Origin of the sequence: Arsukibacterium sp. (assembly GCF_018402695.1) — a bacterium.
Classification (GTDB): Bacteria; Pseudomonadota; Gammaproteobacteria; order Enterobacterales; family Alteromonadaceae; genus Alishewanella.
Map to the genome: position 1 here is coordinate 248104 of NZ_JAGYIM010000016.1, position 21003 is coordinate 269106.

The window sequence follows — 21003 nt, forward strand, 5'->3', positions numbered from 1 at the left end:
GATGCGTAAATTACTCGTTGCGGTGGCGATAATTGCCGGCGCCATTTATGGTTATATCAAGCTTACCGGAACAGACAGTGTCACGGTTGATCACCCTGAGCTGGAATTTGTGCCGGCCGACACAGTATTTTTATCGGCGCAGTTAGAGCCGGTAGATTTTGTCGCCTATTTAAATGCGTTTGGAGTAAGCCCGGACTATTACAGCGATGCCAGTCAGCAACAGCTGGCCGAGCTGGCTGCTGATACTGATGAGCCGCAGCTGCGTTTCCTGTTGAGTTTAGCCACTGAATATATGCGGGCGCTGGCGCAACCAGAGCAGTTAGAGGTGGTAACCGGCATTAAGTCACAGATGCGCTCGATAGGCTATATGGTGGGCTTATCACCGGTTATGCGAATTGAACTGGCAAATGAAGACGCTTTCTGGCAGTTATTTAACCGCGCCGAAGAAGCAAGCGGCATTAGCCATCAGGCACTGCCGGGCGAGGACGGTGGTTTGCGCTCGTACCAGTTTAATTTTGGCGAATTCAGCGCCGAATTACTGGTATCAGTCACCGATGGCTGGGGCAATATGGCGCTGGTGCTACCCACTCAGGGTGAACAAACCCGCCAGCTGGCATTGCTGACAGCCAAACCTGAGCGCAGCATTATCAGTGACAATCAGCTGGCGAATATTGCCTCTGATTATAAATTAAACCCGAATGCCATTGGCTTTATCAGCTTTAAGCAACTGGCCACCGGCCTGACCACAACCGATGGTAACCGCCTGGCACATGATATCCAGCTGCTGGCCAGTCCGCAGTTCAGCACCGCCATGCAGCCCTGGAATACCGCAGAGTGTCAGCAGGATTTGAGCAGTATTACTGAAAGCTGGCCTGGTATGTACTTCGACAGCAAAATAACCACGAAAGCGGGTGATCAAACGCATGTTCGCGGTAAGATGTTGGTGCCGACTGCCAATAAAGAGACAATTAATACCCTGAGCAGTATTCGCGGTTTTGTGCCCAGCCATATTGCTGATGGCGTAACTGACTCAGTATTCAGCTTTGCGCTGGGGCTGGATATGGCCGAATTTGCCCCGGCAATAACCAAAATCTGGCGCGGACTAACCCAGCCGGCTTATCAGTGTCCGCAGCTGGCGCAACTGCAGCAACAAATGCAGCAGGCAAACCCGATGGCAATGCTGGCGGCTGGTGCCATGGTACACAGCGTGCAGGGTGCCTCGGTAACGATTAATGATCTGACGCTGGATCCGACTACCATGCAGGTATCAGCGGTTGATGCCATGATCAGCGTAACGGCCAAAAATGCCCGCAGCTACCTGGAAGGTTTAAAAGCCATGGTACCGGGAATGGCTGAAATCACCCTGCCGGCCGATGGTGAAGAATTACCTCTGAACAGTGTGTTGCCTATGCTGGATGCGTTTGGGGTAACCCCAATGCTGCAGGTTAATGATTCGCACCTGGTGGTGTATGCCGGTGACAAAGGTACCGCCCAGGCGAATACGACCCTGCAGCAAGCCATTGGCAAGAACGGCATGGTAAGTTTTGGTATGGATTACGCCCGATTTTTTGGCATTATGACGCAAGCGATGCAAGCCAGTGGCCAGCCGGTACCAGAGGAATTCAGTTCATTAACTGAAATGAATATGCAGGTTCAGGCTAATATGGACATCGATGAGCAGGGCATGGTAATGAACAGCCAGATGACAATGGGCAAGAAAAAGTAATTATCCGGCGTCAAATCTAATGTGATAACAGGGCAGCAGTTGGCTGCCCTTTTTTGTGGTTAATTTTCAGCGATGGGGTTAGTCTGCCTGAGTCGCTGCCGCAGAGGCCGCTGGTGTCTGCAATGAAAAATAATATGCCAGTGCAGTAATATCGGCGTCATTCAAACCACGGGCTTGCGGGGTCATCAAGGCATGCTTACGCTCGCCGCTGCGATAAGCCGTTAACGCATTGGCTAACTCACCCTCACTCCGGCCAGCCAGGTTGGGGTAATTCGGGTGGCTGGAGATGCCATTGCGGCCGTGGCACGCTGTGCAGCTGTAGGCTTTTTGCTGGCCTTGTGTAAATAGCTGGCGTTGTGGCTCAGGCAGGCTGGCGACAAGTTGCTGCTGGCTGGCATCGGGACCCGGATCGGTGCAGGCGCTGAGACTACTCAGCGCCATAACAGTGACTGCAGTAAGCAACGTAACACGTTTGGCGGGGGCTAAGGCTTTGTTCATAACAGCTCCTGAAATTGGTTGCTTCAGCGTGCCATAATGACTGAAAAAAGCCCAGCAAATAACACGCCCTAGTCGGCATACCACATTCTGGCCTGACGGGCCGGGATGCTAAAGCTGTGGTTGCTGCTACCAATACTGAAGGTAGCGCCACCACTTAGTTCATCGCGGTAGGTCCGGTACCAGTAAAAACGGCCATTGGTATTAACGTTAAAGGTAACCTGGCCACCGCATTTATTAATACCTACTACCCCTTCCTGACCACGGCGGAATAAAATGGCACAGTTACTGGATGCCAGCACTTCCATACCCTGGCCTTGCATCCGGTTATGAAAGCTAATCATCCGCTGCATAAAGGTGGTGCTATAAGCGTTTACCCAGCGGTTATTATCGGTCCCGGTGCTGTCACTAAATATCAGTGGTTTACCACCATCACGGCCCATGACATAGGCATAAGCCAGATATTCGTCAGTCGGGTCCATAATCAGGTAGCGAAAACCATCGTTGGTAGGAATGTCGTGGGTGATGGTAAAAGTAACTGCCCGGCTGTTGGCCAATGCCTGACCATAGGCTCCCGGATCAACCAGCTCGGTCATGCTGCCGCTGGGATTAAAGGCGCGGCGCAGGCTTTCAAACAGCGGAAAGTCATAAGCTTTATGGTCGGTATACTGTAAATAGGGGGCCAGAAAACTACTGTACTCGTTGTTGCCCGCACCGCCGCTGGTAATAATTTCACCAAATACATACAAGCCATTTTTAATATCGCTGGTGAAAATCTGGTTAATATGCCAAATCGTCATATGCTTGGCAGCGTCAACCCGAAAGCCTTTTACGCCCATAGTCTTAAGGGCCTGCAGGTAGGCACGCTGTTGTTGCAGTACCCAGCTGTTGGGGTTGAGATCGGGCAGGCCGCTGTCGCCAGCGCCACCACACAGGCGCCAGTTCTGGACCTGCCAGACATCGTTATAATTCTGGATACAATTTGCCGGGTTAAAGTCCCAGGGGCTGAATAACCCCTGGGTTAAATTGCCAAATAAGCGCTGGTTATTCCAGTAGGTAGGGTTACTGCCGTAGCTGTTAAGCGCGGCCTGGCCGGGAAAGTCAGTGGCGCCACTTCGCTCATTAGCCATATGGTTTAACACGATATCAGCATACACGTCGACCCGGCGCGCTGGGTTGCTGTCGTTCAGCGCATTAATCATTGCCTGAAACGATTGCTTATTGCCTTTGCAATGGTCAATAACCCGGATGTCCTGTGGCTGATAACGCTGCCACCAGGCACAGTTGCCGGCATTAGATTTCAGTGGCGGCGCAACCAGTACCGCTTTGTAGCCCAGGTTTTTAATTTCTTCCGCCCGGTTAGCTACCTCGTCATAGTGCCAGTCAAAGGCATGTAAAATAACGTCAGCCAGCGCCTGCGGCGCGATAAATAACAGTGTGCCAAGCAGCATGCTGCGGCAAGTGATGGTAAAAGCTCGCATGTTTTCGTCCTGTAATTTGTTGTTTTGCAAGACATCCGTGCATGAGCCGCCAGCAAAGCCAGCGAAGTGTTAGTGACAACTGAACCCCTTTAACACCCCTGCAGCATAACCAGAGCGCTGGCGTAAATATTGTCAAGTTACGCCAAAATGACATCTGGTTTACAGTTTATAAATGATGGGAACGGCTGCGCGGGCTAAATAAGACAAACTGCCGACAAAACGCCACAGACTGCGACCTTATCCGCCGCCGTTGCTGCTGAAAGGCCGTATAGTAGTAATTACTTTACTGATGAGCAGGATACCCTATGTTGACCCGACCCCCTTTGCTGGCCGCTATGCTGTTGAGTGCATTGCCACTGTGCGCCGCACCAACTGATGACAAGCAGCAACTATTACACGCCATCGCCACCGCGCCCTCGGCAGACAATATTGAGCGTGATATCGCCAAGCTGGTCAGTTTTGGTACCCGCCATACCTTATCTGAAACTGAGTCTGACACCCGGGGCATAGGCGCCGCCCGGCGCTGGATTAAAGCGGAATTTGAGCGGATTTCTGCCGACTGTGGCGGTTGCCTGGAGGTATCTTATTCCAGTGCTGTGATAGAAGGTGAACCCCGCATACCAGATGCCACCGAGGTGGTGAGTGTGATAGCGGTGCAGCGCGGTAAAACAGATCCAGGGCGCTACGTTATTATGGCTGGCGATATTGACTCACGGGTCAGCGATGTTATGGATTTTACAAGTGATGCCCCAGGCGCTAACGATAATGCCTCTGGCGTCGCCGGTGCGCTGGAAGCAGCGCGGGTACTAAGTAAATATCAGTTTAATGGCACTATTGTATACGCCGCCTTGTCGGGTGAAGAGCAGGGCTTATTTGGCGGTAAAATTCTGGCAGAGCAGGCGAAAGAAGCCGGCTGGCGGATTAAAGCGGTGCTGAACAATGACATGATTGGTAACACTGCCGGCATTAATGGTGTGATAGATAACACCACTGCCCGGGTTTTTGCCGAAGGTACCCGGGCCAATGAAACTGAACAGGAGGCGCGGCAGCGCCGGTTTACCGGTGGTGAAAATGACTCGCCCACCCGCAACCTGGCCCGTTATATCGATGTTATTGCTGATCGTTATATTCCGAACCTGGATGTGATGCCGGTATACCGGCTGGACCGTTTTGGCCGAGGTGGCCACCACCGGCCCTTTAATGATTTAGGCTATCCGGCGGTGCGCATTATGGAAACTAACGAGCACTATGATCGTCAGCACCAGGATTTACGCACTGAAAATGGCATAGTTTACGGCGATACCATTGACGGTGTCGATTTTGCTTACGCGGCCAAACTTACCGCGTTAAATGCCGTAACCCTGGCCAGTTTAGCCTGGGCGCCCAGCCCGCCGGTCGATGTTACCATTAAAGGTGCTGTCGCTGCCGACACCACACTGTCATGGGCTAACCCCCTGCCACAGGAAGCTGAACTGGTAAAAGGCTATAAGATTTACTGGCGCTACACTGATGCTCCTGCCTGGCAATTCAGCCGTGAAGTAGGCAAGGTGACTGAGTTCACGTTAAAGAATGTCGTTATTGATAATTACTTCTTCGGGGTAGCCAGTATCAGCCAGGATGGCATTGAAAGCCCGGTAGTCTTTCCCGGTGCCGCAGGGTCTTTTGGCAACTAATTAGTACAGAGAAGTAGCATAAATTAATCAGCCGCTGTTCAGTATTTCGCGTTACACTGGCCAGCGGTTTTTCACTGAAGTAAGTGGTAGTGAATGCAGTTTTTCAGGTTTTTTGGCAGCAGTGTACTGTTGCTGTTATCGGCCTTTGCTCAGGCGGCGCCGGCTAATTTTGATCAGGCTAAAAAGCTGGCGCAGCGCATTCACGCCCCCGAGGCCAGCAGCTTTTACTGTGACTGCGCCATTCGCTGGCAGGGCCACAAAGGCATTCCCGACCTTAGCGGTTGCGGTTATCAGGTACGCAAAAATGGCCCGCGGGCGAACCGGATTGAATGGGAACACATTGTGCCGGCTCATCATTTTGGCCATCAGCGTCAGTGCTGGCAAAACGGCGGCAGGAAAAACTGCGTGAAAACCGACAGTACCTTCCGGGCAATGGAAGCCGATTTATATAACCTGGTACCGGCAATTGGGGAGGTGAACGGTGATCGCAGTAACTACCGCTTTAGCGTGCTGCCATCCTCGCCAGCTCAGCACGGTGCCTGCCCGGTAAAGGTCGATTTTAAGCAACGGGTATTCGAGCCGCCCACCCAGGTAAGGGGCGATATTGCCCGCACTTACTTTTATATGGCCGACAAATACAACCTGAACCTGTCCCGCGCCCAGCAACAATTGTTTATGGCCTGGCATAAGCTCGACCCGGTAAGTGCAGCAGAGCAGCAGCTAAACCAGCGCACCCGCCAGCATATGGGCCACGACAACCCGTTTATCAGTGGCAACCGCGAATGGCACCTGGGCTACCGCCCCACCGGCTATGGTTTGGTGTTGCGACAGTAGCAAGCCATGGCACCACTAATCACCTAAACCATAGTTGTATTAACCACTTAAAAATGGGTCAGAGTGATTTTTCGTATCAATTTATCAAGCAATCAAGCAGCAAATTAAGTATGTGCCGGCTGCTCGTAAAAAAAACTATTCAGCAGCCAGCATATTTTTATAAATTTTGCCGTCTTTAATAATCAGCAGCAAATTCTGTTCGGGTTCTGCCAGCAATTCTAATTGCGCTAGCGGGTCGCCTTTTACCAGCAATACATCGGCCAGTGCACCTGGCTCTATTACGCCTAACTTCCCTTTGTAAGGCGTCCGCTCGCCAGATAATGCTAACAGCCGACCATTATCATAGGTGGCCATTTTCAGTATTTCAGCCGGGCTGAACCAGCGCTGCATTTTAACCAGCTGGGCGTTCTGATTAGCCGTTTTACCGGGCGAAAATAGGATATCGGTGCCCCAGGCAATTTGCACTTTATGTTTTTTCGCCAGATTGTAAGCGCGATCGGTGCCGTTGCTTACCTGCAATTGCTTTTGCCGGGCCTCGCCCTGTTGCGGGTTGGCGTATTGGTCATCCAGAAACGGCTGCAGGCTCCACCAGACTCCCTGTTTTGCCATTAATTTTACCGTAGCCTCGTCAGCCAGCTGACCATGTTCAATGCTTTTAACGCCTGCCCGGATAGCCATTTGCATCGCCCTTGGGGTGTAGGCGTGAACGGTAACATAAGTGCCCCAGTTTTCGGCGGCCTGCACGGCTGCCTGCATTTCTTCTTCGGTGTACTGCGCTACATCGAGTGGATCATAGAAGGATGACACACCGCCACCGGCCATTAACTTCAGCTGGCTGGCGCCCAGCATCAGTTGTTCACGGCTGCGTTTCAGTACTGCGTCTTTACCATCGGCAATGGCGGCTGCGCCAATCCGTTCGGTATGGCTAAGGCCATTGTCATGCGGTATATCGGTTGGCAAACGGAAATCACCATGGCCACCGGTTTGAGAAATAAGCGCGCCCGATGGGAAAATACGCGGGCCAGTTAATACGCCGCGGTCTATGGCCTGTTTCAGACCAAACACCGGCCCGCCAACATCGCGGACGGTGGTAAAGCCGCGTTGTAACATAGCACCCGCCTCACGCCCGGCTAGGTGATGAACAAAACCGACATCGCCGGTCAGCGCAGCTATTTGTGGTGCTGCGGCAAATGTCAGGTGAGCGTGGGCATCAATTAAACCGGGAATAAGGGTATAGCCGGTACCTGCTATGACCATGGCACCGGCAGCCGGCGTTATAGGGGTACTGTGCAACTGCTTAATCAGGTTAGCTTCAATTTCCACGGTAACCGGTTCGCTTAGCCTCAGGTCTTTACCGGTAAATACCCGTACATTGGTAATATAGATAGGCTGTTGCACAGCGTGCCCGCTTAGGCTGCAAAACAACATTCCAGCGACTACCACAACATATTTCAGCATCAGTTTGTTTCCTGGTTAAAGCTAGCCGACTAAGCATAGCTGAGTATGCTATGAGCACGTAGTGATAGCGGGCAATTCATTGCCTGCGGGCATAAAAAGCGTTTGAATGCTAAGTTAATTATACTTAGTAGTAATACTTTTTAATGAATAGCAACGGATCAGCGATGCCGCACAACGCGTTAGTACAGCACAGTATCTGGTTTAACTCGCTTAGCGAGGTGCAGCAACAGCAGTTGCTGACGCAGGCCACCGTTTGCCACTTGGCGGCAGACCAGCGCCTGTTTAGCCGGGGCGATAGCTTTGACGGTATATATGCCTTGCTTGAAGGCGCCATTATGATCTCAGGTGTTAACCGTAATGGCCAGCAGGCGCTGTTAACCATTGTTGAGCCCGGTGACTGGTTTGGTGAAATTGCCTTATTTGATTTAAAACCGCGCACCCACGATGCCACGGCCAGTGTCGACAGCACCCTGTTACACCTTAATGCGGCGGCGTTACAGCAGTTGTTGCAACAGCCATTGTGGTGGCGCAGTTTTGGCCAGTTGCTTACCGACAAGGTACGGCTGGTATTTCAGGCGCTGGAAGATATCAGCCTGCAATCCAGCCAGGTAAGGCTGGCCAGGCGCTTACTGATGTTAAGCCGGGTGCATCAGCAAGCCGATGGCCGCTGGCTTATCCCGATTCAGCAGGAACAACTGGGTCAGTTACTGGCCTTAACCCGCCAGACCATTAACCAGCAATTGCAGGCCCTGGCCCAACAGAATATTGTGCGCAGTGCTTATGGCAAAATTGAAATTCTGGATATGGAAGGGCTAAAATTACGAGCAGAGCTGGCTGCTGACAATGTCAGCTAGCTGACAGTTTTTAGCCAATCATTTCGCTAAGCTTTACTCCTGCATTAATTGGAGCGACAACGATGAAAACCCTGACTGAACATTTAAGCCAGTATGCGCTGTATCACCGCGACCAGCGTAATATCAAAACCCATTACATTGGCATACCGTTAATAGTGGTGGCTATTTTCAGCTTGTTATCACTGCCGCTGTTCAGTGTCGCAGGAGTGACTCTTACCCCGGCGCTGTTATTGTTTATCGCCACGGCGCTGTTTTACTTTCGGCTTGATTTACGCTTTGGTCTGGTAATGCTGCTATTTAGCGGCAGTTGTTTTGCACTTGCAACTTATCTGGCAGCCCAGCCTTTTACAGTTTGGCTTGGCAGCTCACTGGCGCTGTTTGTTGTTGGCTGGGTATTGCAGTTTATTGGCCATTACTACGAAGGTAAAAAACCGGCTTTTGTCGATGATATTGTTGGCCTGTTTGTCGGGCCGTTGTTTGTAGTTGCTGAAATCAGCTTTAGCCTTGGCCTGCGTAAAAAACTGCAGCATGATATCGAGCAGGTTGCCGGTAAGGTGCATTAAGACAGATTAAATGGGTTGATCTACTGAGGATGAACAGCCTAGACTGGCACTACAAAAAACAATAAAAAAGGATTTGATAGTGCCAACGTCTTTTATTGTGGTAGATGACTTTCTGGACAACCCGCAGCAGTTACGCGATGCCGGCCTTAGCCTGAATTATCCCGATGCTCAGGGCCCTTATCCTGGCAGAAATTCAGCGCAACGGGTCAACCTTGAAGGTTTGAATGAGCAAGTCTCCAGATTGGTTGGGGAGCCTCTGGTGGCCATGGCGCATAATCAGGCACATGGTAAATTCCGGATTGCCTCAGCCAATGATGTCGGCACGGCCAAAGTGCATGTCGACAGTTCACACTGGTCGGGTATTTTATATTTGTCCCGCCCGGAAGATTGCAAAGGGGGTACCGAGTTCTTCCGGCATAAAGCAACCAATACCGAGCGGGTTCCTTACAGTGATCAGGAATCTATGCAACGATTTGGCGCGCCTTCGGCTAAAAAATGGATTTCAGACCTGCTGGCAACCGATTCCAACGACGATTCGAAATGGGAGATGACCCATAGGATCCCAATGCGTTATAACCGGCTGATTTTGCTTCGGCCCTGGCTATGGCATTCAGCCGGCGAATCTTTTGGCAGCACACCTGAGAACTCCAGGCTGGTTTATCTGATGTTTTTTGCCTCTGCGGCCGCAATCCGGCGCTAAACATCAGATATCAGATGTTAGTGCTATTAATTCAGTGTTTTGCGGGAGCCTGCTGACAGTTGCTTTTGCTTAGCTGCACAGTGCGGCCGCTGGCCGGATGGCTTAGCAGGCATTGGTTATCAGCTTGCTGCAGCTCCAGTAAAATGGCCGGCTGACTATGGCGACCCATAATGGGCCGGCCTTGCGAGTCACGTAAAATAGCCTGTTCAATAAACAGCTGATGACTATTAGCAAAGGCATTGTCAGCCAGTTTAACCGGTTCGCCACCAATCAGCTCGACAATAGCCTGTTGTAGCTCAGCTTTTATGGTCGGGCTCATATTAGTCAGCCGGGCGGGCTGGGGTTCGGCCTGAGTCATCGTGCACCCTGTCAGCAAGGCGCCAGCCAGCAGGCTGACGCTTAGTAGTAAGCCGCGCTGCATTACTGTAAGTCCTGAGCGGGTTTAATTGGCTGGTTAACTTTATTTTCCAGTAAAAAGGCTTCCATTCTCGGATCATGGCGCCGGATACTTAAGCCGCTACCGTCATCGCTACGTTGCTGCTGGCTCAGGCTCTGGCCGGCCACGCCCACCGGACAGCTGTCGTTGGCGGCATAGTGTAGCGCACTGGCCAGCATGCGCTCAGAAGGGTCGCCTAACTGGGCCGAGAAATCATCTGCTACCTGGCAACCCTGCACATCAGCGGCAAACACCGGTGCCGGCGTCGGGTAGAAACCATCAGCATATTCGCCAAAGTCTTTGGCATTGGCGCCGCTGAACTGAATAGTAAAATAGGTGGTGCCGCAGTTATCGGTCGGGTAAAAACCATAAGGCTTACCGCAGGTTTGGTCACCAATCAGAATCACCTCAACATCAATACCGCGTAAACCATTGATAAAGGCCTCGCTGGCGGAGCAGGTGTCACCGGTCGATAACACAAAAATCCGGTTCAGGTTGAGTTCCGGCAGCGGAGTACTGGTTAAGCGGCCGGCTTCGTAATCAATTTCAAAGCCATAAAATGGCATCGGGCTTAAGGTCTGGCCGGTTACCGGATCGCGGTTCGGATGCTTGTCATTGAATATGGTTTTCTCGAATATCCGATCCTGAATAATGGCATCGCCACTGACCATATAGGCAAATTGCGACGCCAGTGCCAGCAAGCCACCACCGTTGTAGCGTAAGTCCAGTACCACATCGGTCACATTTTCAGTGGCAAAGCTGTTCACCGCGTCAATTAATTGCGGCTGGGCCAGGGCAATATGGCTATTAAATTGCAAGTAGCCCACTTTACCTGCATCGGTATCCAGTACCTGCACATTCTGCACCGGGCTGCTGGCTACATCGGCAGAGGTCAGGGTAACGGTAAGAGTTTCACCGTCGTTAGTTAAAAATACAAATTCATGTTGCTCGCCAGCACTTTCCGGAAACAGCGCAGCATTAATGGCGTTTACACCGGCGTTGGTGTTGTCGTTAACAAAGTCAACGCCGTCAACTTCGATTAAATCTGCGCCACGTAATATGTTGGCGTTGGCTGCCGGCGAGTCCGGTTCGGTGTAAGCAACCAGTAAAGAGCGCGGCGGAGTGGTACTGCCAAATGACCAGGTAATACCATAGCCTGAGCTTACACCAGACTGAGTTTGCTGCTTATAGCTGGCCGTATTCTGAGCGAAGTGGAAATTGTCTTTCTCGGCGCCCGAATCCGTTAACTCATCGGTTTTCAGCTGGTCGAAAAACGCCAATACCGAGAAATTGGCCGGATTATTGTCAGGCAATTCGCGGTACCATAAGTAAGTGTTGTTGCTCCAGGAACGCAACCACATTTTTTCATGCATAGCAGTACCGGCTCTATCCGGATAGGGCTGGTTGTTGTTATAAGGGTCGTTGCCGGTGCGTGGTGTGGCGCAGTAATCTTTAAAATTACTTTCGGCCGGAAAGACGCCGGCAGTCCACGTAGGTGGCGTAACACCCGTCCCGCCGCCGGAACCACCTCCACCACCGCCGGTGTCTGTAGTGCCACCGCCGCCACAGGCAGTAAGTAAAAAAACCGTTGAGACCAGTAAGCTGCGTTTAAACATGGTTAGCCCTACCACCACTAGTTAAAATGAAGGCCCACGTTGCCTGTTAAGTTGTTAACAAATCAGCGGGGTAAATGTAAGTTAATAGGCGTAAAATTTAGCAAAACCTTAGCAAAACGGCAATTGATAATTGTGGCTTAGTTATCGGGAAACACGGCATAAAATTGAGTAAAATCGTTGAACCCCATGTTATTGTTAGAGTAATACGCTGCTTAATCTCTCGTTTAAGCGTAGAGTAAACTATGCAAAATGTAGCTCTGGAATTGCCATGACCGCCTCTGTTCAGGCCAAGAACAGCCCACAACCTGCACCTTTCAGGCTTATTCAGGCCGATGGTATGCCGCAATTCGGGGTTTTTAACCAGCCTGTAACCGACCTGGGCCTGGCCGATTTTGTCTATCGCACACCAATGGATCAGCTGGCATCCAGGCTGGCCCGCTGGGCGGATTATAAGCAGTTTCAGTTTGTCAGTGTTAGCCACCCCGACTGGATCCTGGCGGCCGCCATTGCTGATATCCGCTACTTATGTTCCGGCTTTGCCTATTTTTATCAGCGCAATACTGCAACGTTAACTGAGTTCAAACTGCTGCAACCGTTTGCCCGCTGCAGCCAGATGAGCCATTCGCCCGTAGCGGGTGTCGCGTCTATCACCAGCGGCAAAAAACAGATCAGTATTGAGCCCTGTGGCTTTAACTGGCGGCTGGCTCTGCAAAGCAAGCAGCTTAATGCCGACTTGTTGCTAAGCCCCGGCAACCCAATTGAACCACTGGCTCTGTGTTTGCCAACAGGCTACAACGGCTGGACCTACACCCAGAAACATAATACGTTGCAGGTAACAGGAGATATTATCTTTGCACAACAGCCGGTTGCGGTAACCGGCGCGCTGGGCGGTTATGATTTCTCAGCAGGTTATATGCGCCGCGAAACCAGCTGGCGCTGGGGCAGTTTAAGCGGTTATAGCGGCAGTAATAAAATAGGTTTTAATCTGGCGGCCGGGGTAAATGAGACCGGTGCCACGGAAAACTGCTGCTGGTTAAACGATAAACGTTATTTACTGCCAGCCGTGCAGTTTAGTTTTAACAGGCAAATACCTGATGCACCCTGGCAGATATTCAGCCACTGTGGTGCGGTAAATTTACAGTTTATTCCAGCCGCCAAACGGCAGGAACGGCTGAACCTGGGGCTGCTGGCCAGTAATTTCCGTCAGTATTGCGGCAGCTGGCATGGCACCATTAGCCTTGGCGACGGCCAGCAAATTACCTGTGATGGCCAGCAGGGTCTGGCTGAAGATCACTTCGCCCGCTGGTAATCACTGCTTAACAGCGCTAAAAGCGCCAGGCCAGCAATTGGCTGCTTTTTTGGCCCTGTTGCATAGTAATGTGTTTAATTTCAACCGCGCCAGCCTGACGAGCGGCATTAACCAGAGCTTTCAGGTGTTTTTGTTGTGATACCAGACTACTGAACCAGTCCACCTGCTCTCTAAACTCAACGCTGTCATTAATTAGTTGCTTGATAAACGCCAATTCACCACCCGGGCACCATAGCTCATGCTGTTGGCCGGCAAAGTTGCGCTGTTGCGATGTTGCAGCCAACTGCAGGTTGGTTCGTTTGCGCTGATTAGCGGCCGCGGCTTCGGCCGCTGAGCCATAAAATGGCGGATTGCAAACCGTCAACGCAAAGGCATCGCCGGGCTTAATAATGCCACGCAATATACTGTTGTTATCTGGCTGGTGGCGCAGACTTATCTGACCTTTTAACGTTGAGTTGCTCTCAATAATCAGCTGTGCAGCTTTTAACGCTAATTTATCAATATCGGTGCCGACGCAGCGCCAGCGATAACTGCGGCTGGCGATAATAGGGTATATCAGGTTGGCACCACAGCCAATATCCAGCAAGGCAATGTGCTTACCGGTTGGCACGCCAGCGGGCCCTGCCAGTAAATCTGCAGCATAGTGAATGTAGTCGGCCCGCCCCGGAATGGGTGGGCATAAATAACCGGGCGGCAGCTGCCAGTGGTTAATCTGATAGTAATGCTGCAGCAGCGCAGCATTTAACGCCTGTACCGCCGCCGGTTCACTGAAATTAATGGTTTGCTCACCAGCCGGGCTTACCGTCAGATGTGCCAGCAACGGCGGGTAGCCCTTGCTTAGCGTCGCTAAGTCATAACGGCCCTGATGCGGGTTGCGGGGGTGTAGTTGGGCTTGTTTGCTCATAGTGGTTACGGTAACTAACTTTGCCGGCAGTTTACGTTATTCCGGCTTTGCTGACGAGTCGGTGTTGAGTGCGGGTACTTTGCAGCACTAAAGTACTAAGTCGTTATTGGATACTGGCTTCTATAGTTGATGGGCACCCCAGCTTGCTACGGGGAGTCAGAGGTCGAAACAGGGAGAAGTAGCGTCGCTGCGGTGTTCACTGAAACTAAAAAAATGATAAGGAACAACAGACGTGAAAACTCAAGCTTTCAGCCGGGCCGGCATCTTGCTGGCAGGCGTGCTCTTTGCTGCTGGCTTACTAAGCCAGCCGGCAATGGCCGGTAACTGGCAGCAAAATGTCAGTGTCGGTGGTTTTAATAAAGTCCATTTATATACGCCGGACAGTGTCTCGGCCATTGGTCAGGGTCGTGGTTTGCTGGTGGTGTTGCACGGTTGCACCCAGTCAATCGACGCTTATCTTGGTGCCAATTTAACCCAGGCGGCCGAGCAGTATGGTCTGGTAATCGCAGTGCCGGATGCAATGAACAAAGCGGGCTTTGGTTGCTGGTCTTACTGGCAGGGCACTAAAGCCCGCAGCGCCGGTGACTATAAAAACCTGATCACCCTGGCAAACACTCTGGTGGCCGATGTTAATTATCAGATAGACCCTAATCAGGTCTATATTGCCGGTTTATCGTCCGGTGCCGCCTTTGCCAATACCACTGCCTGCCTGGCACCCGATGTGTTTGCCGGCATGGCTGTCAGCGCCGGGCCCAGTATTGGCACCAGCTCCAGTGGCGCTATTGGCCCCTGTGAAACGGCGAATGTCGCCGCGCGCTGTGCCCAATATGCCGGTAGCTATGCCAGCCACTTTGAGACCCAGATAGCCTCTATTGCCCATGGCCGCACCGATACCACGGTAAACCTGTGCTACAACGAGCAAAATGCCAATGGCATGGCCGATTTATATAATGTCAGCCAGCTTAGTGGTGAAAATCTGATTAGTGAAGGCAGCAGCCGCACTGCGGATGAAACATTATGGCAGAATGGCCGGGTGTCGATGCTTTGGTTTAACAATGTTGACCATGCCTGGTCCGGCGGGCAGGCCGCCAGCGGCTCTTACATTAATGGCAATAGTATTAATTATGCAGTGTATCTGGGGCAGTATTTTCAGGATAATAACCAACGGGTTAACCGGAATAGTCCACCTGAACTGAGCGGCATCAATGTTAGCCAGCAAGGAAGTGTGGTAACCGTGACCGGCAATGCCAGCGATGTCGACGGTGATGCTATCACTGTTACCGCCAGTTTTACTGATAGTGTGGGTCAGCAGCAGCTGGCAAGTGTTACCCCGGCGCCAACAGGGAACTTCAGCCTGAGCAGCCGGGTGCTGGCTGATGACTGGTATCAGCTTAGCGTAACCGCCACCGATAGTGGTGGCCTGGTTAGCAGCATATACACCGAGCAGCTGTTAATTGGCCCGCCGCCGCCGGCAACTGCGCCAGAGTTGTCTGAGCTGGCAGTGGCGGTGGATGGCCAGTGTGCGACAATAAGTGGCCGGGTTTTTGACTTAAATCGTGACCTTGAAACGGTAACGGTGGAATTTAGCAACGCCACTGTTGCTGCCGATATCAGCGCTGATTTATTCAGTGCAGCGCAGTGTACGCTGCCTGGTGGTGAGCAAACGGCGTTAATTACTGCGACCGATCAGGGTGGTTTATTTAGCGCAGAACAACTCAGTTTTACCATTGATGCTGGGCAGAACGCTACGCTGGATCAACACATTAGTGCCGGCCGGCTGGATTACACCAACTATGCCAATTGCTACCTTGAATACAGTACTGCCAGCTTTGTGCTGCGTGAGCAATTGATTACCGACAATCAGTGTCGCTGGCAGGATGACGACGCCAGTTGTTTTGGCCCGGCCCAAAATTGCAGCGCGGCCGGCCCAGGCGACGATGCTGGTGATGACGGTAACCCGCCAGCGCCGCCGCCAGAAGATTGTATCGCCTTTACCACCAACAACTACAGCCATAAAGTCGCGGGCCGGGCTTACAGTACTGGTAACCCGTACGCGCCAGATTACTTTGCTAATGGCAGTAATGCGGCGATGGCTGGTTCTACCTGGGGAGTTACCACCTTGTCGTCTGCTGACAGCAGTTTCTGGCAAGTAGGTGCCTGTCCAGACTAGGTTTGTCCATACTAGTTAGTAAAGGCTAATCAGCAATAAAAAAAGCGCGGGCTTCGGCCTGCGCTTTATTCTACAGCAACGTTTTATCTGCTTACGGTGTTACACATTGATATGTAAGCGGACATCCACGTTACCACGGGTCGCATTTGAGTAAGGGCATACCTGATGCGCCTGTTCTACCAGCTTGTCAGCCGCGGCCTGGTCCATGCCAGGCAAGCTAATATGTAAATCCACATCCAGGCCAAAACCGCCTTCAATTTTACCAATACCCACTTCCGCAGTCAGGCTAAGGTTATCAGGCAGGCTGGTTTTGCTTTTGCCGGCTACCGCTTTTAAGGCGCCAATAAAGCAGGCGGAGTAGCCAGCCGCAAACAGCTGCTCAGGGTTAGTCGCACCACCATTGCCACCAAGCTGTTTTGGCGCCGACAATTTTACTGCTAATAAGCCATCATCAGATTTCGCTTCGCCATCACGGCCACCGGTTGAGGTAACAACTGCTTTATAAAGAATATCCATGGTTTACTCCTTGGTTAATGTTGACTGATTAACAACTCAGAATAAATTAGCATGCAATAATCTTGCGTGCAAGTTAATTGTGTACTGCATATGTGGATGTCGCTATACTGCATAGCAAAATACTGCCCGACCGGATTCTGTAATGACCAATACTTTGCCGCTGGATCAACAATTATGTTTTGCCCTGTATAGTGTGTCCAATGCTGTGGTGCGGTTATACCGGCCATTGTTGCAGCCCTTTGATTTAACCTACCCACAGTACGTGGTATTGCTGGCACTTTGGCAGCAAGACAATATCAGTTTAGGCGCTCTTGGCCGGGTCACTTTTTTTGATTCTGGCACCTTAACGCCGCTAGTCAAAAAGCTGGAGCAAAAAAAATTGTTGCAGCGGGTAGCCAGTGAAAATGACGAGAGGGTAAAGCAGGTGGTGCTAACAGGAGAGGGCAGAGCATTACAGCAAAAAGTCAGTGGCGTAATGCAGGCGCTGCGCTGCCAGGTGGCGATGGATGATCAGCAGCTGGTTCAGTTACGGCAACTGGCCCAGCAATTACAACAGCAAGTTAGCGCAGCGGCAAGTTGTACCCTGGCAATAGTTGATAAGCTCTAGCCGTTTAGCCAACTTGCTGCAGGGCTTTGATCCTAAGCTGTTCCAGTTTTAGCAGTCGTTGCTGGTAGTCTTTATAGGGTACTGTACCTGTTGCCATAAGCGACTTACCAACCGGATTCCGTAGCCAGCTGTACCAGGGGTAGGTAACTGGTAGGTTATTCTCATCCTGCTGCAGCAGCTTAGTGGCATGAATGTTTTTAGTGTCCTCCAATAGCATTAATGGTTGAACTGACAAATAAAAAATAGTCTCTATAGGGTTAACGTCACTACCAAAGTCAGATGGCGCAGTGTCTCGCATAGTGGCCGATATATCTGCCCCATAATGCCACTCGCCAGCCATTGCCTGCTCCAGACTTAATTCTTTTTCGCTGAATGCATCAGCCCAAGCAGCCGGCACGCCAGTCTGGCGCTGCTCTGCAGATAGTTGATTCACAATCTCAGGAACAAAAATAAAATGACGCTCTATAGCTGAAAAGCTGATCATTTTTGTGATCAGACTATTCGTGTTAGCCAATACGGTTTTCCAAAACTGGTAATCTGCTTGCAGGGCGGCGTTAACCTGCTCATTGTTGCCGTTCTTAGCCTCTAGCCAGGCTTGCCATAGAAATAAACGCTGGCCATGCAATAGCCCTTGATAGGCAGGCATGTTATCTAGCGTTGGTGGCGGTTCCTGCCAATGTGGGTATTGTAATAACTGCTGATAAAACGTCATTAGCTGATGCTGCTCTGCAATCAGCTCAGCTAAATTAGCTTGGGAGTTCAGCGCGTCATTACAAGCTTGTGCATCATTACACTGGCGATAAAGTTCTTGTAGTGGCCCGGTTAGCATTAGCCCATTGCTGGCATTGTTGGCAAGGAAATGCTGATAACCATTTTGCTCTGCAGGTATAGCAGGCTGTTGCAGCAGGCTTTGCATGCGCAAACTGGCAGCATTGGGCTTGGCATCCTGCCAGTTTATCGCCAGCAATAGCAGATAAAAGCCGGTTAATAGCAGCAATAAACCTAACAAAAGTTTAACGGTACCGCGGGCTAAGGTTTTTAAGACGGCCATGCCTGCTCCTTGGTATTTTAGTTGTGTTTTTATTGTAATTGTTACCAGGAGGTTACCCTGAACGGGGGCCAACAGTAAAGTTAATTAGCGGTGGGGCAGATTGCTGGATATTTATCTGTTGTTGGTCATACTTTAGCGACCTCTAAGAGTATTTTTTAATATTTCTGGTTTAGATATTGTACTTAACGGTGCAAAGGTAGCATGAACGACAGTGAGTTTTTCAGCGCAGGCCATGAACCGGTAGTATCAGACTTGCAACAAAAAAATGCCCTTCACGCCGGTTTTTACCTTGGTGATATTCAGGTATTGCCCGATGACGGATGCATAGTTGTTGCTGGCGAACGTCGACATATTTCCGCCAATGCGATGGAGCTGCTTTTGGTGCTGGCGGCACATGCACAGCAATTGGTTAGCCAGGCTGTGTTACTGGAGGCCATTACCGGTAGTGCGCAAAGCAACAAAGATATTTTGTCGCATCTGGTCAGTGAATTGCGCCAGGCAATGGGAGACCATAAAGCATGCCCAATTTATATTCAAACGCTGATCCGTCGTGGTTACCGGTTAATTCAGCCAGTCAGTAAGCAGGCTCAGCTTATCAGTGAGCCGGCGATTCAGCAGGCAGTGGCCGCAGGCGCCAGATGGTCCTGGTGGTATGCGTTAGTGAAAGGTAGCCGGCTGTTCCGCGTTACTATCGCTTGCCTGGTGTCAGTGTGGTTGTTCATTCAGGTGATGGCCATTACGTTTCCGTTACTGCATATTACCACCCGGGGTATGAAGATGACGTTGTTGACCATCGTCGTGTTATTTCCGTTAATCCTGTTTTACACCTGGCTAAAGGATCTGAAAACACAACGCGCCAGGCTGACGGCCTCCGCTCATCCGCGCGCTCAGCAGTTCTGGCGCTATCAGTTGAAGATTGATATTGGCTTTTTGCTATTGTCATTTGTTGTAGTTAGCTTGCTTGGGCTTTCTTTGAAGAGGGCTCTTGAGCTGGAGGCAATGCCGCTCAGTGCAGCTGACGCCGTAATTGCCGTGCCTGCGTTAGAAAATGCTGTAGCGGTAATGCCCTTTAGGCCGGACAATGCTTCGCAGGATAATGTGGATGCGTATTTAATTGAGGGGCTGCGTGACGAGCTCCTTTATTCACTTACTCAGCTAAATGCATTCCCCGTTATATCTGCCAGGGCTATGCAAGGCTTGCCTGAAGATGCTGATCATAAGCTGATCAGCGAGCGATTAGGTGCGCTGTATGTCGTCGAGGGCAAGCTGAAAGCTACTGATCAGGACCTGCAGTTGGAAGTCGTCGTTATTCAGCTTGAAAGCGGGGTCAGGCAGTGGTCAGGCAGGATGGCGGCCACCCGTCAACAGTTACCGCAATTACAGCAAGAGTTATATCGTCAATTGGCCAGCGCTTTTGGCCTACTGATGCAAAACAAACAATTAGACGCTACCGACTATAGCCTGACTACTAATTTTCAGGCATACGACGCTTACTTGCGCGCCAACAAGCTGCTGAAACAATTTGCTGATATGAAAAGTTTAGAAAATGCCGAGCGTTTGTTTTTACAGGCACTTGAGCATGATCCAAAATTTGCATTGGCTTCAGCCGGTTTATGTAAACTGCATTTAGAAAAATATGCGATGAATCGCAGCCTTGCCGAGTTTGAATTGGCCAGACAGGCCTGTGAACATGCCGCGAGTTTTCCTGTCAATCAGGCACCAGTTTACAGTGTGCTGGGTGATTTATATCGTACCCGCGGCGAGTTCGCTCTGGCGATGACGCAATATGATCTGGCCTTGCAGCTCAATCCTGCATTGCCTGACGCTATAACTGGTAAAGCAATTTCGCTGGCTGACTTAAATTTACCGGTAGAGGCCGGACAGCTGTTTACCCGGGCTATCCGGCTTGAGCCGGGGTACTGGCAACACTACAGCAACTATGGGCGCTTTTTATACAACAGTGGCCAGTTTAGTGAAGCGAGCAGGCAATTTGAGCGGGCAGCGTTAATTCAGCCAGACAGTGTCGATATCCAGAATAGCCTAGGTGCCAGCTACTTTTTCAATAACAACTTTGCGGCTGCCATTGCCGCCTGGCAAAAAGTCGTGGCGAACTCACCTCTGGCGCTGGCGTATTCCAATCTCGGTACCGCGTATTATTTCAACGGTGAGTTTAGTCAGGCAGAGCAGATGTATCTTGCTGCACTGCAAACCAGTCAGAACGATTACACCATTCTGGCCAATCTGGCCGATAGCCTGGATGCGCAGCCAGGCCGCGAGCCGGAAGCGCAAACCTATTATCGGCAGGCGCTGCAACAGGCGCAGGCCAACCTTTCCGTAAATCAGGATGCCAAGGCTCTACGTTCACAAATAATCCGGATTCAATCTGAGCTGGCGCTATGTGAGCAAGCACAGCAAGACTTAGAGCAACTGAGCAGCAACCCCATCGATGATTTTTACATTTATTATGATTTGGCTATTGCCAGTTTCAACTGCGACAAGCCAGTTGCCGGGGCCGAGTTAGTCGCAAAGGCCTTAGCGGGTGGATACTCGGCGGCCCTGGTTGCCGCCGACCCAAAAATTCCGGCAAACAAGCAGTACCACTAACATCCA

At 51.1% G+C, this 21003-nt stretch carries 18 protein-coding genes; 10 read left to right on the plus strand and 8 right to left on the minus strand.

Going from position 1 to position 21003, the window contains the following annotated elements; genetic code table 11:
* Window position 1 precedes the first annotated feature (1 nt).
* Window positions 2-1726, plus strand: a complete 1725-nt coding sequence (locus KG631_RS08695; RefSeq protein WP_213998401.1) for a hypothetical protein — start codon at window positions 2-4, stop codon at window positions 1724-1726.
* A 78-nt stretch (window positions 1727-1804) separates the two neighbouring features.
* Here the strand turns inward: KG631_RS08695 and KG631_RS08700 are convergent, their stop codons facing one another.
* A complete protein-coding gene (locus KG631_RS08700; RefSeq protein ID WP_213998403.1) occupies window positions 1805-2224 on the minus strand; it encodes a cytochrome c in 420 nt (139 codons plus the stop codon).
* Between the two features lie 68 nt (window positions 2225-2292).
* Window positions 2293-3702, minus strand: coding sequence for an alpha-amylase family glycosyl hydrolase (locus KG631_RS08705; protein ID WP_213998408.1), 1410 nt, complete (start codon window positions 3700-3702; stop codon window positions 2293-2295).
* A 305-nt stretch (window positions 3703-4007) separates the two neighbouring features.
* Between KG631_RS08705 and KG631_RS08710 the strand changes: the two genes are divergently transcribed.
* Together KG631_RS08710 and KG631_RS08715 are read left to right on the plus strand one after the other, a co-directional pair.
* Window positions 4008-5375 (plus strand): M28 family metallopeptidase, encoded by a 1368-nt coding sequence (locus KG631_RS08710; RefSeq protein WP_213998410.1) that lies wholly within the window; start codon window positions 4008-4010, stop codon window positions 5373-5375.
* 93 nt (window positions 5376-5468) lie between these two features.
* Window positions 5469-6209: an endonuclease I family protein gene (locus KG631_RS08715; RefSeq protein WP_213998413.1), complete on the plus strand. Its 741-nt coding sequence runs from the start codon at window positions 5469-5471 to the stop codon at window positions 6207-6209.
* Between the two features lie 135 nt (window positions 6210-6344).
* Here the strand turns inward: KG631_RS08715 and KG631_RS08720 are convergent, their stop codons facing one another.
* Complete coding sequence (locus tag KG631_RS08720; protein ID WP_213998415.1) at window positions 6345-7667, minus strand: amidohydrolase family protein; 1323 nt, start codon at window positions 7665-7667, stop codon at window positions 6345-6347.
* Between the two features lie 164 nt (window positions 7668-7831).
* Between KG631_RS08720 and KG631_RS08725 the strand changes: the two genes are divergently transcribed.
* The 3 genes from KG631_RS08725 to KG631_RS08735 all read left to right on the plus strand — a co-directional run bounded on the left by KG631_RS08725 (window position 7832) and on the right by KG631_RS08735 (window position 9784).
* Complete coding sequence (locus tag KG631_RS08725; protein WP_213998422.1) at window positions 7832-8521, plus strand: Crp/Fnr family transcriptional regulator; 690 nt, start codon at window positions 7832-7834, stop codon at window positions 8519-8521.
* Window positions 8522-8583: 62 nt separating this feature from the next.
* Window positions 8584-9084: an Mpo1-like protein gene (locus KG631_RS08730; RefSeq protein WP_213998428.1), complete on the plus strand. Its 501-nt coding sequence runs from the start codon at window positions 8584-8586 to the stop codon at window positions 9082-9084.
* A 79-nt stretch (window positions 9085-9163) separates the two neighbouring features.
* Window positions 9164-9784: a DUF6445 family protein gene (locus KG631_RS08735; RefSeq protein ID WP_213998431.1), complete on the plus strand. Its 621-nt coding sequence runs from the start codon at window positions 9164-9166 to the stop codon at window positions 9782-9784.
* 31 nt (window positions 9785-9815) lie between these two features.
* Here the strand turns inward: KG631_RS08735 and KG631_RS08740 are convergent, their stop codons facing one another.
* Both KG631_RS08740 and KG631_RS08745 read right to left on the minus strand, forming a co-directional pair.
* A complete protein-coding gene (locus KG631_RS08740; RefSeq protein WP_213998437.1) occupies window positions 9816-10205 on the minus strand; it encodes a hypothetical protein in 390 nt (129 codons plus the stop codon).
* Window positions 10205-11836 carry a S41 family peptidase gene (locus KG631_RS08745; RefSeq protein WP_213998445.1) on the minus strand — a complete coding sequence of 544 codons (1632 nt, stop codon included), beginning with the start codon at window positions 11834-11836 and terminating at the stop codon, window positions 10205-10207. Before KG631_RS08745 ends, KG631_RS08740 begins: the two co-directional genes overlap by 1 nt.
* Window positions 11837-12104: 268 nt before the next feature.
* Here KG631_RS08745 and KG631_RS08750 point away from each other — a divergent pair, with 268 nt between their 5' ends.
* Window positions 12105-13145: a DUF2804 domain-containing protein gene (locus KG631_RS08750; RefSeq protein ID WP_213998451.1), complete on the plus strand. Its 1041-nt coding sequence runs from the start codon at window positions 12105-12107 to the stop codon at window positions 13143-13145.
* A gap of 16 nt (window positions 13146-13161) precedes the next feature.
* Here KG631_RS08750 and rlmF read toward each other — a convergent pair whose 3' ends face one another.
* Entirely contained in the window at window positions 13162-14049 is an 888-nt protein-coding gene (gene rlmF / locus KG631_RS08755; protein WP_213998459.1) for a 23S rRNA (adenine(1618)-N(6))-methyltransferase RlmF, read from the minus strand.
* A gap of 232 nt (window positions 14050-14281) precedes the next feature.
* On the opposite strand from rlmF, the gene KG631_RS08760 reads away from it, so the two are divergent.
* A complete protein-coding gene (locus KG631_RS08760; RefSeq protein ID WP_365868601.1) occupies window positions 14282-16219 on the plus strand; it encodes a PHB depolymerase family esterase in 1938 nt (645 codons plus the stop codon).
* Window positions 16220-16318: 99 nt separating this feature from the next.
* Here the strand turns inward: KG631_RS08760 and KG631_RS08765 are convergent, their stop codons facing one another.
* Window positions 16319-16735 (minus strand): organic hydroperoxide resistance protein, encoded by a 417-nt coding sequence (locus KG631_RS08765; RefSeq protein ID WP_213998465.1) that lies wholly within the window; start codon window positions 16733-16735, stop codon window positions 16319-16321.
* Window positions 16736-16877: 142 nt separating this feature from the next.
* Here KG631_RS08765 and KG631_RS08770 point away from each other — a divergent pair, with 142 nt between their 5' ends.
* Window positions 16878-17342, plus strand: coding sequence for a MarR family transcriptional regulator (locus KG631_RS08770; protein WP_213998473.1), 465 nt, complete (start codon window positions 16878-16880; stop codon window positions 17340-17342).
* A gap of 4 nt (window positions 17343-17346) precedes the next feature.
* On the opposite strand, the gene KG631_RS08775 is transcribed toward KG631_RS08770, so the two are convergent.
* Window positions 17347-18393 (minus strand): hypothetical protein, encoded by a 1047-nt coding sequence (locus KG631_RS08775; RefSeq protein WP_213998480.1) that lies wholly within the window; start codon window positions 18391-18393, stop codon window positions 17347-17349.
* Window positions 18394-18594: 201 nt separating this feature from the next.
* Here KG631_RS08775 and KG631_RS08780 point away from each other — a divergent pair, with 201 nt between their 5' ends.
* Window positions 18595-20997, plus strand: coding sequence for a winged helix-turn-helix domain-containing protein (locus tag KG631_RS08780; RefSeq protein WP_213998486.1), 2403 nt, complete (start codon window positions 18595-18597; stop codon window positions 20995-20997).
* The last annotated feature ends 6 nt before the right edge of the window (window positions 20998-21003 follow it).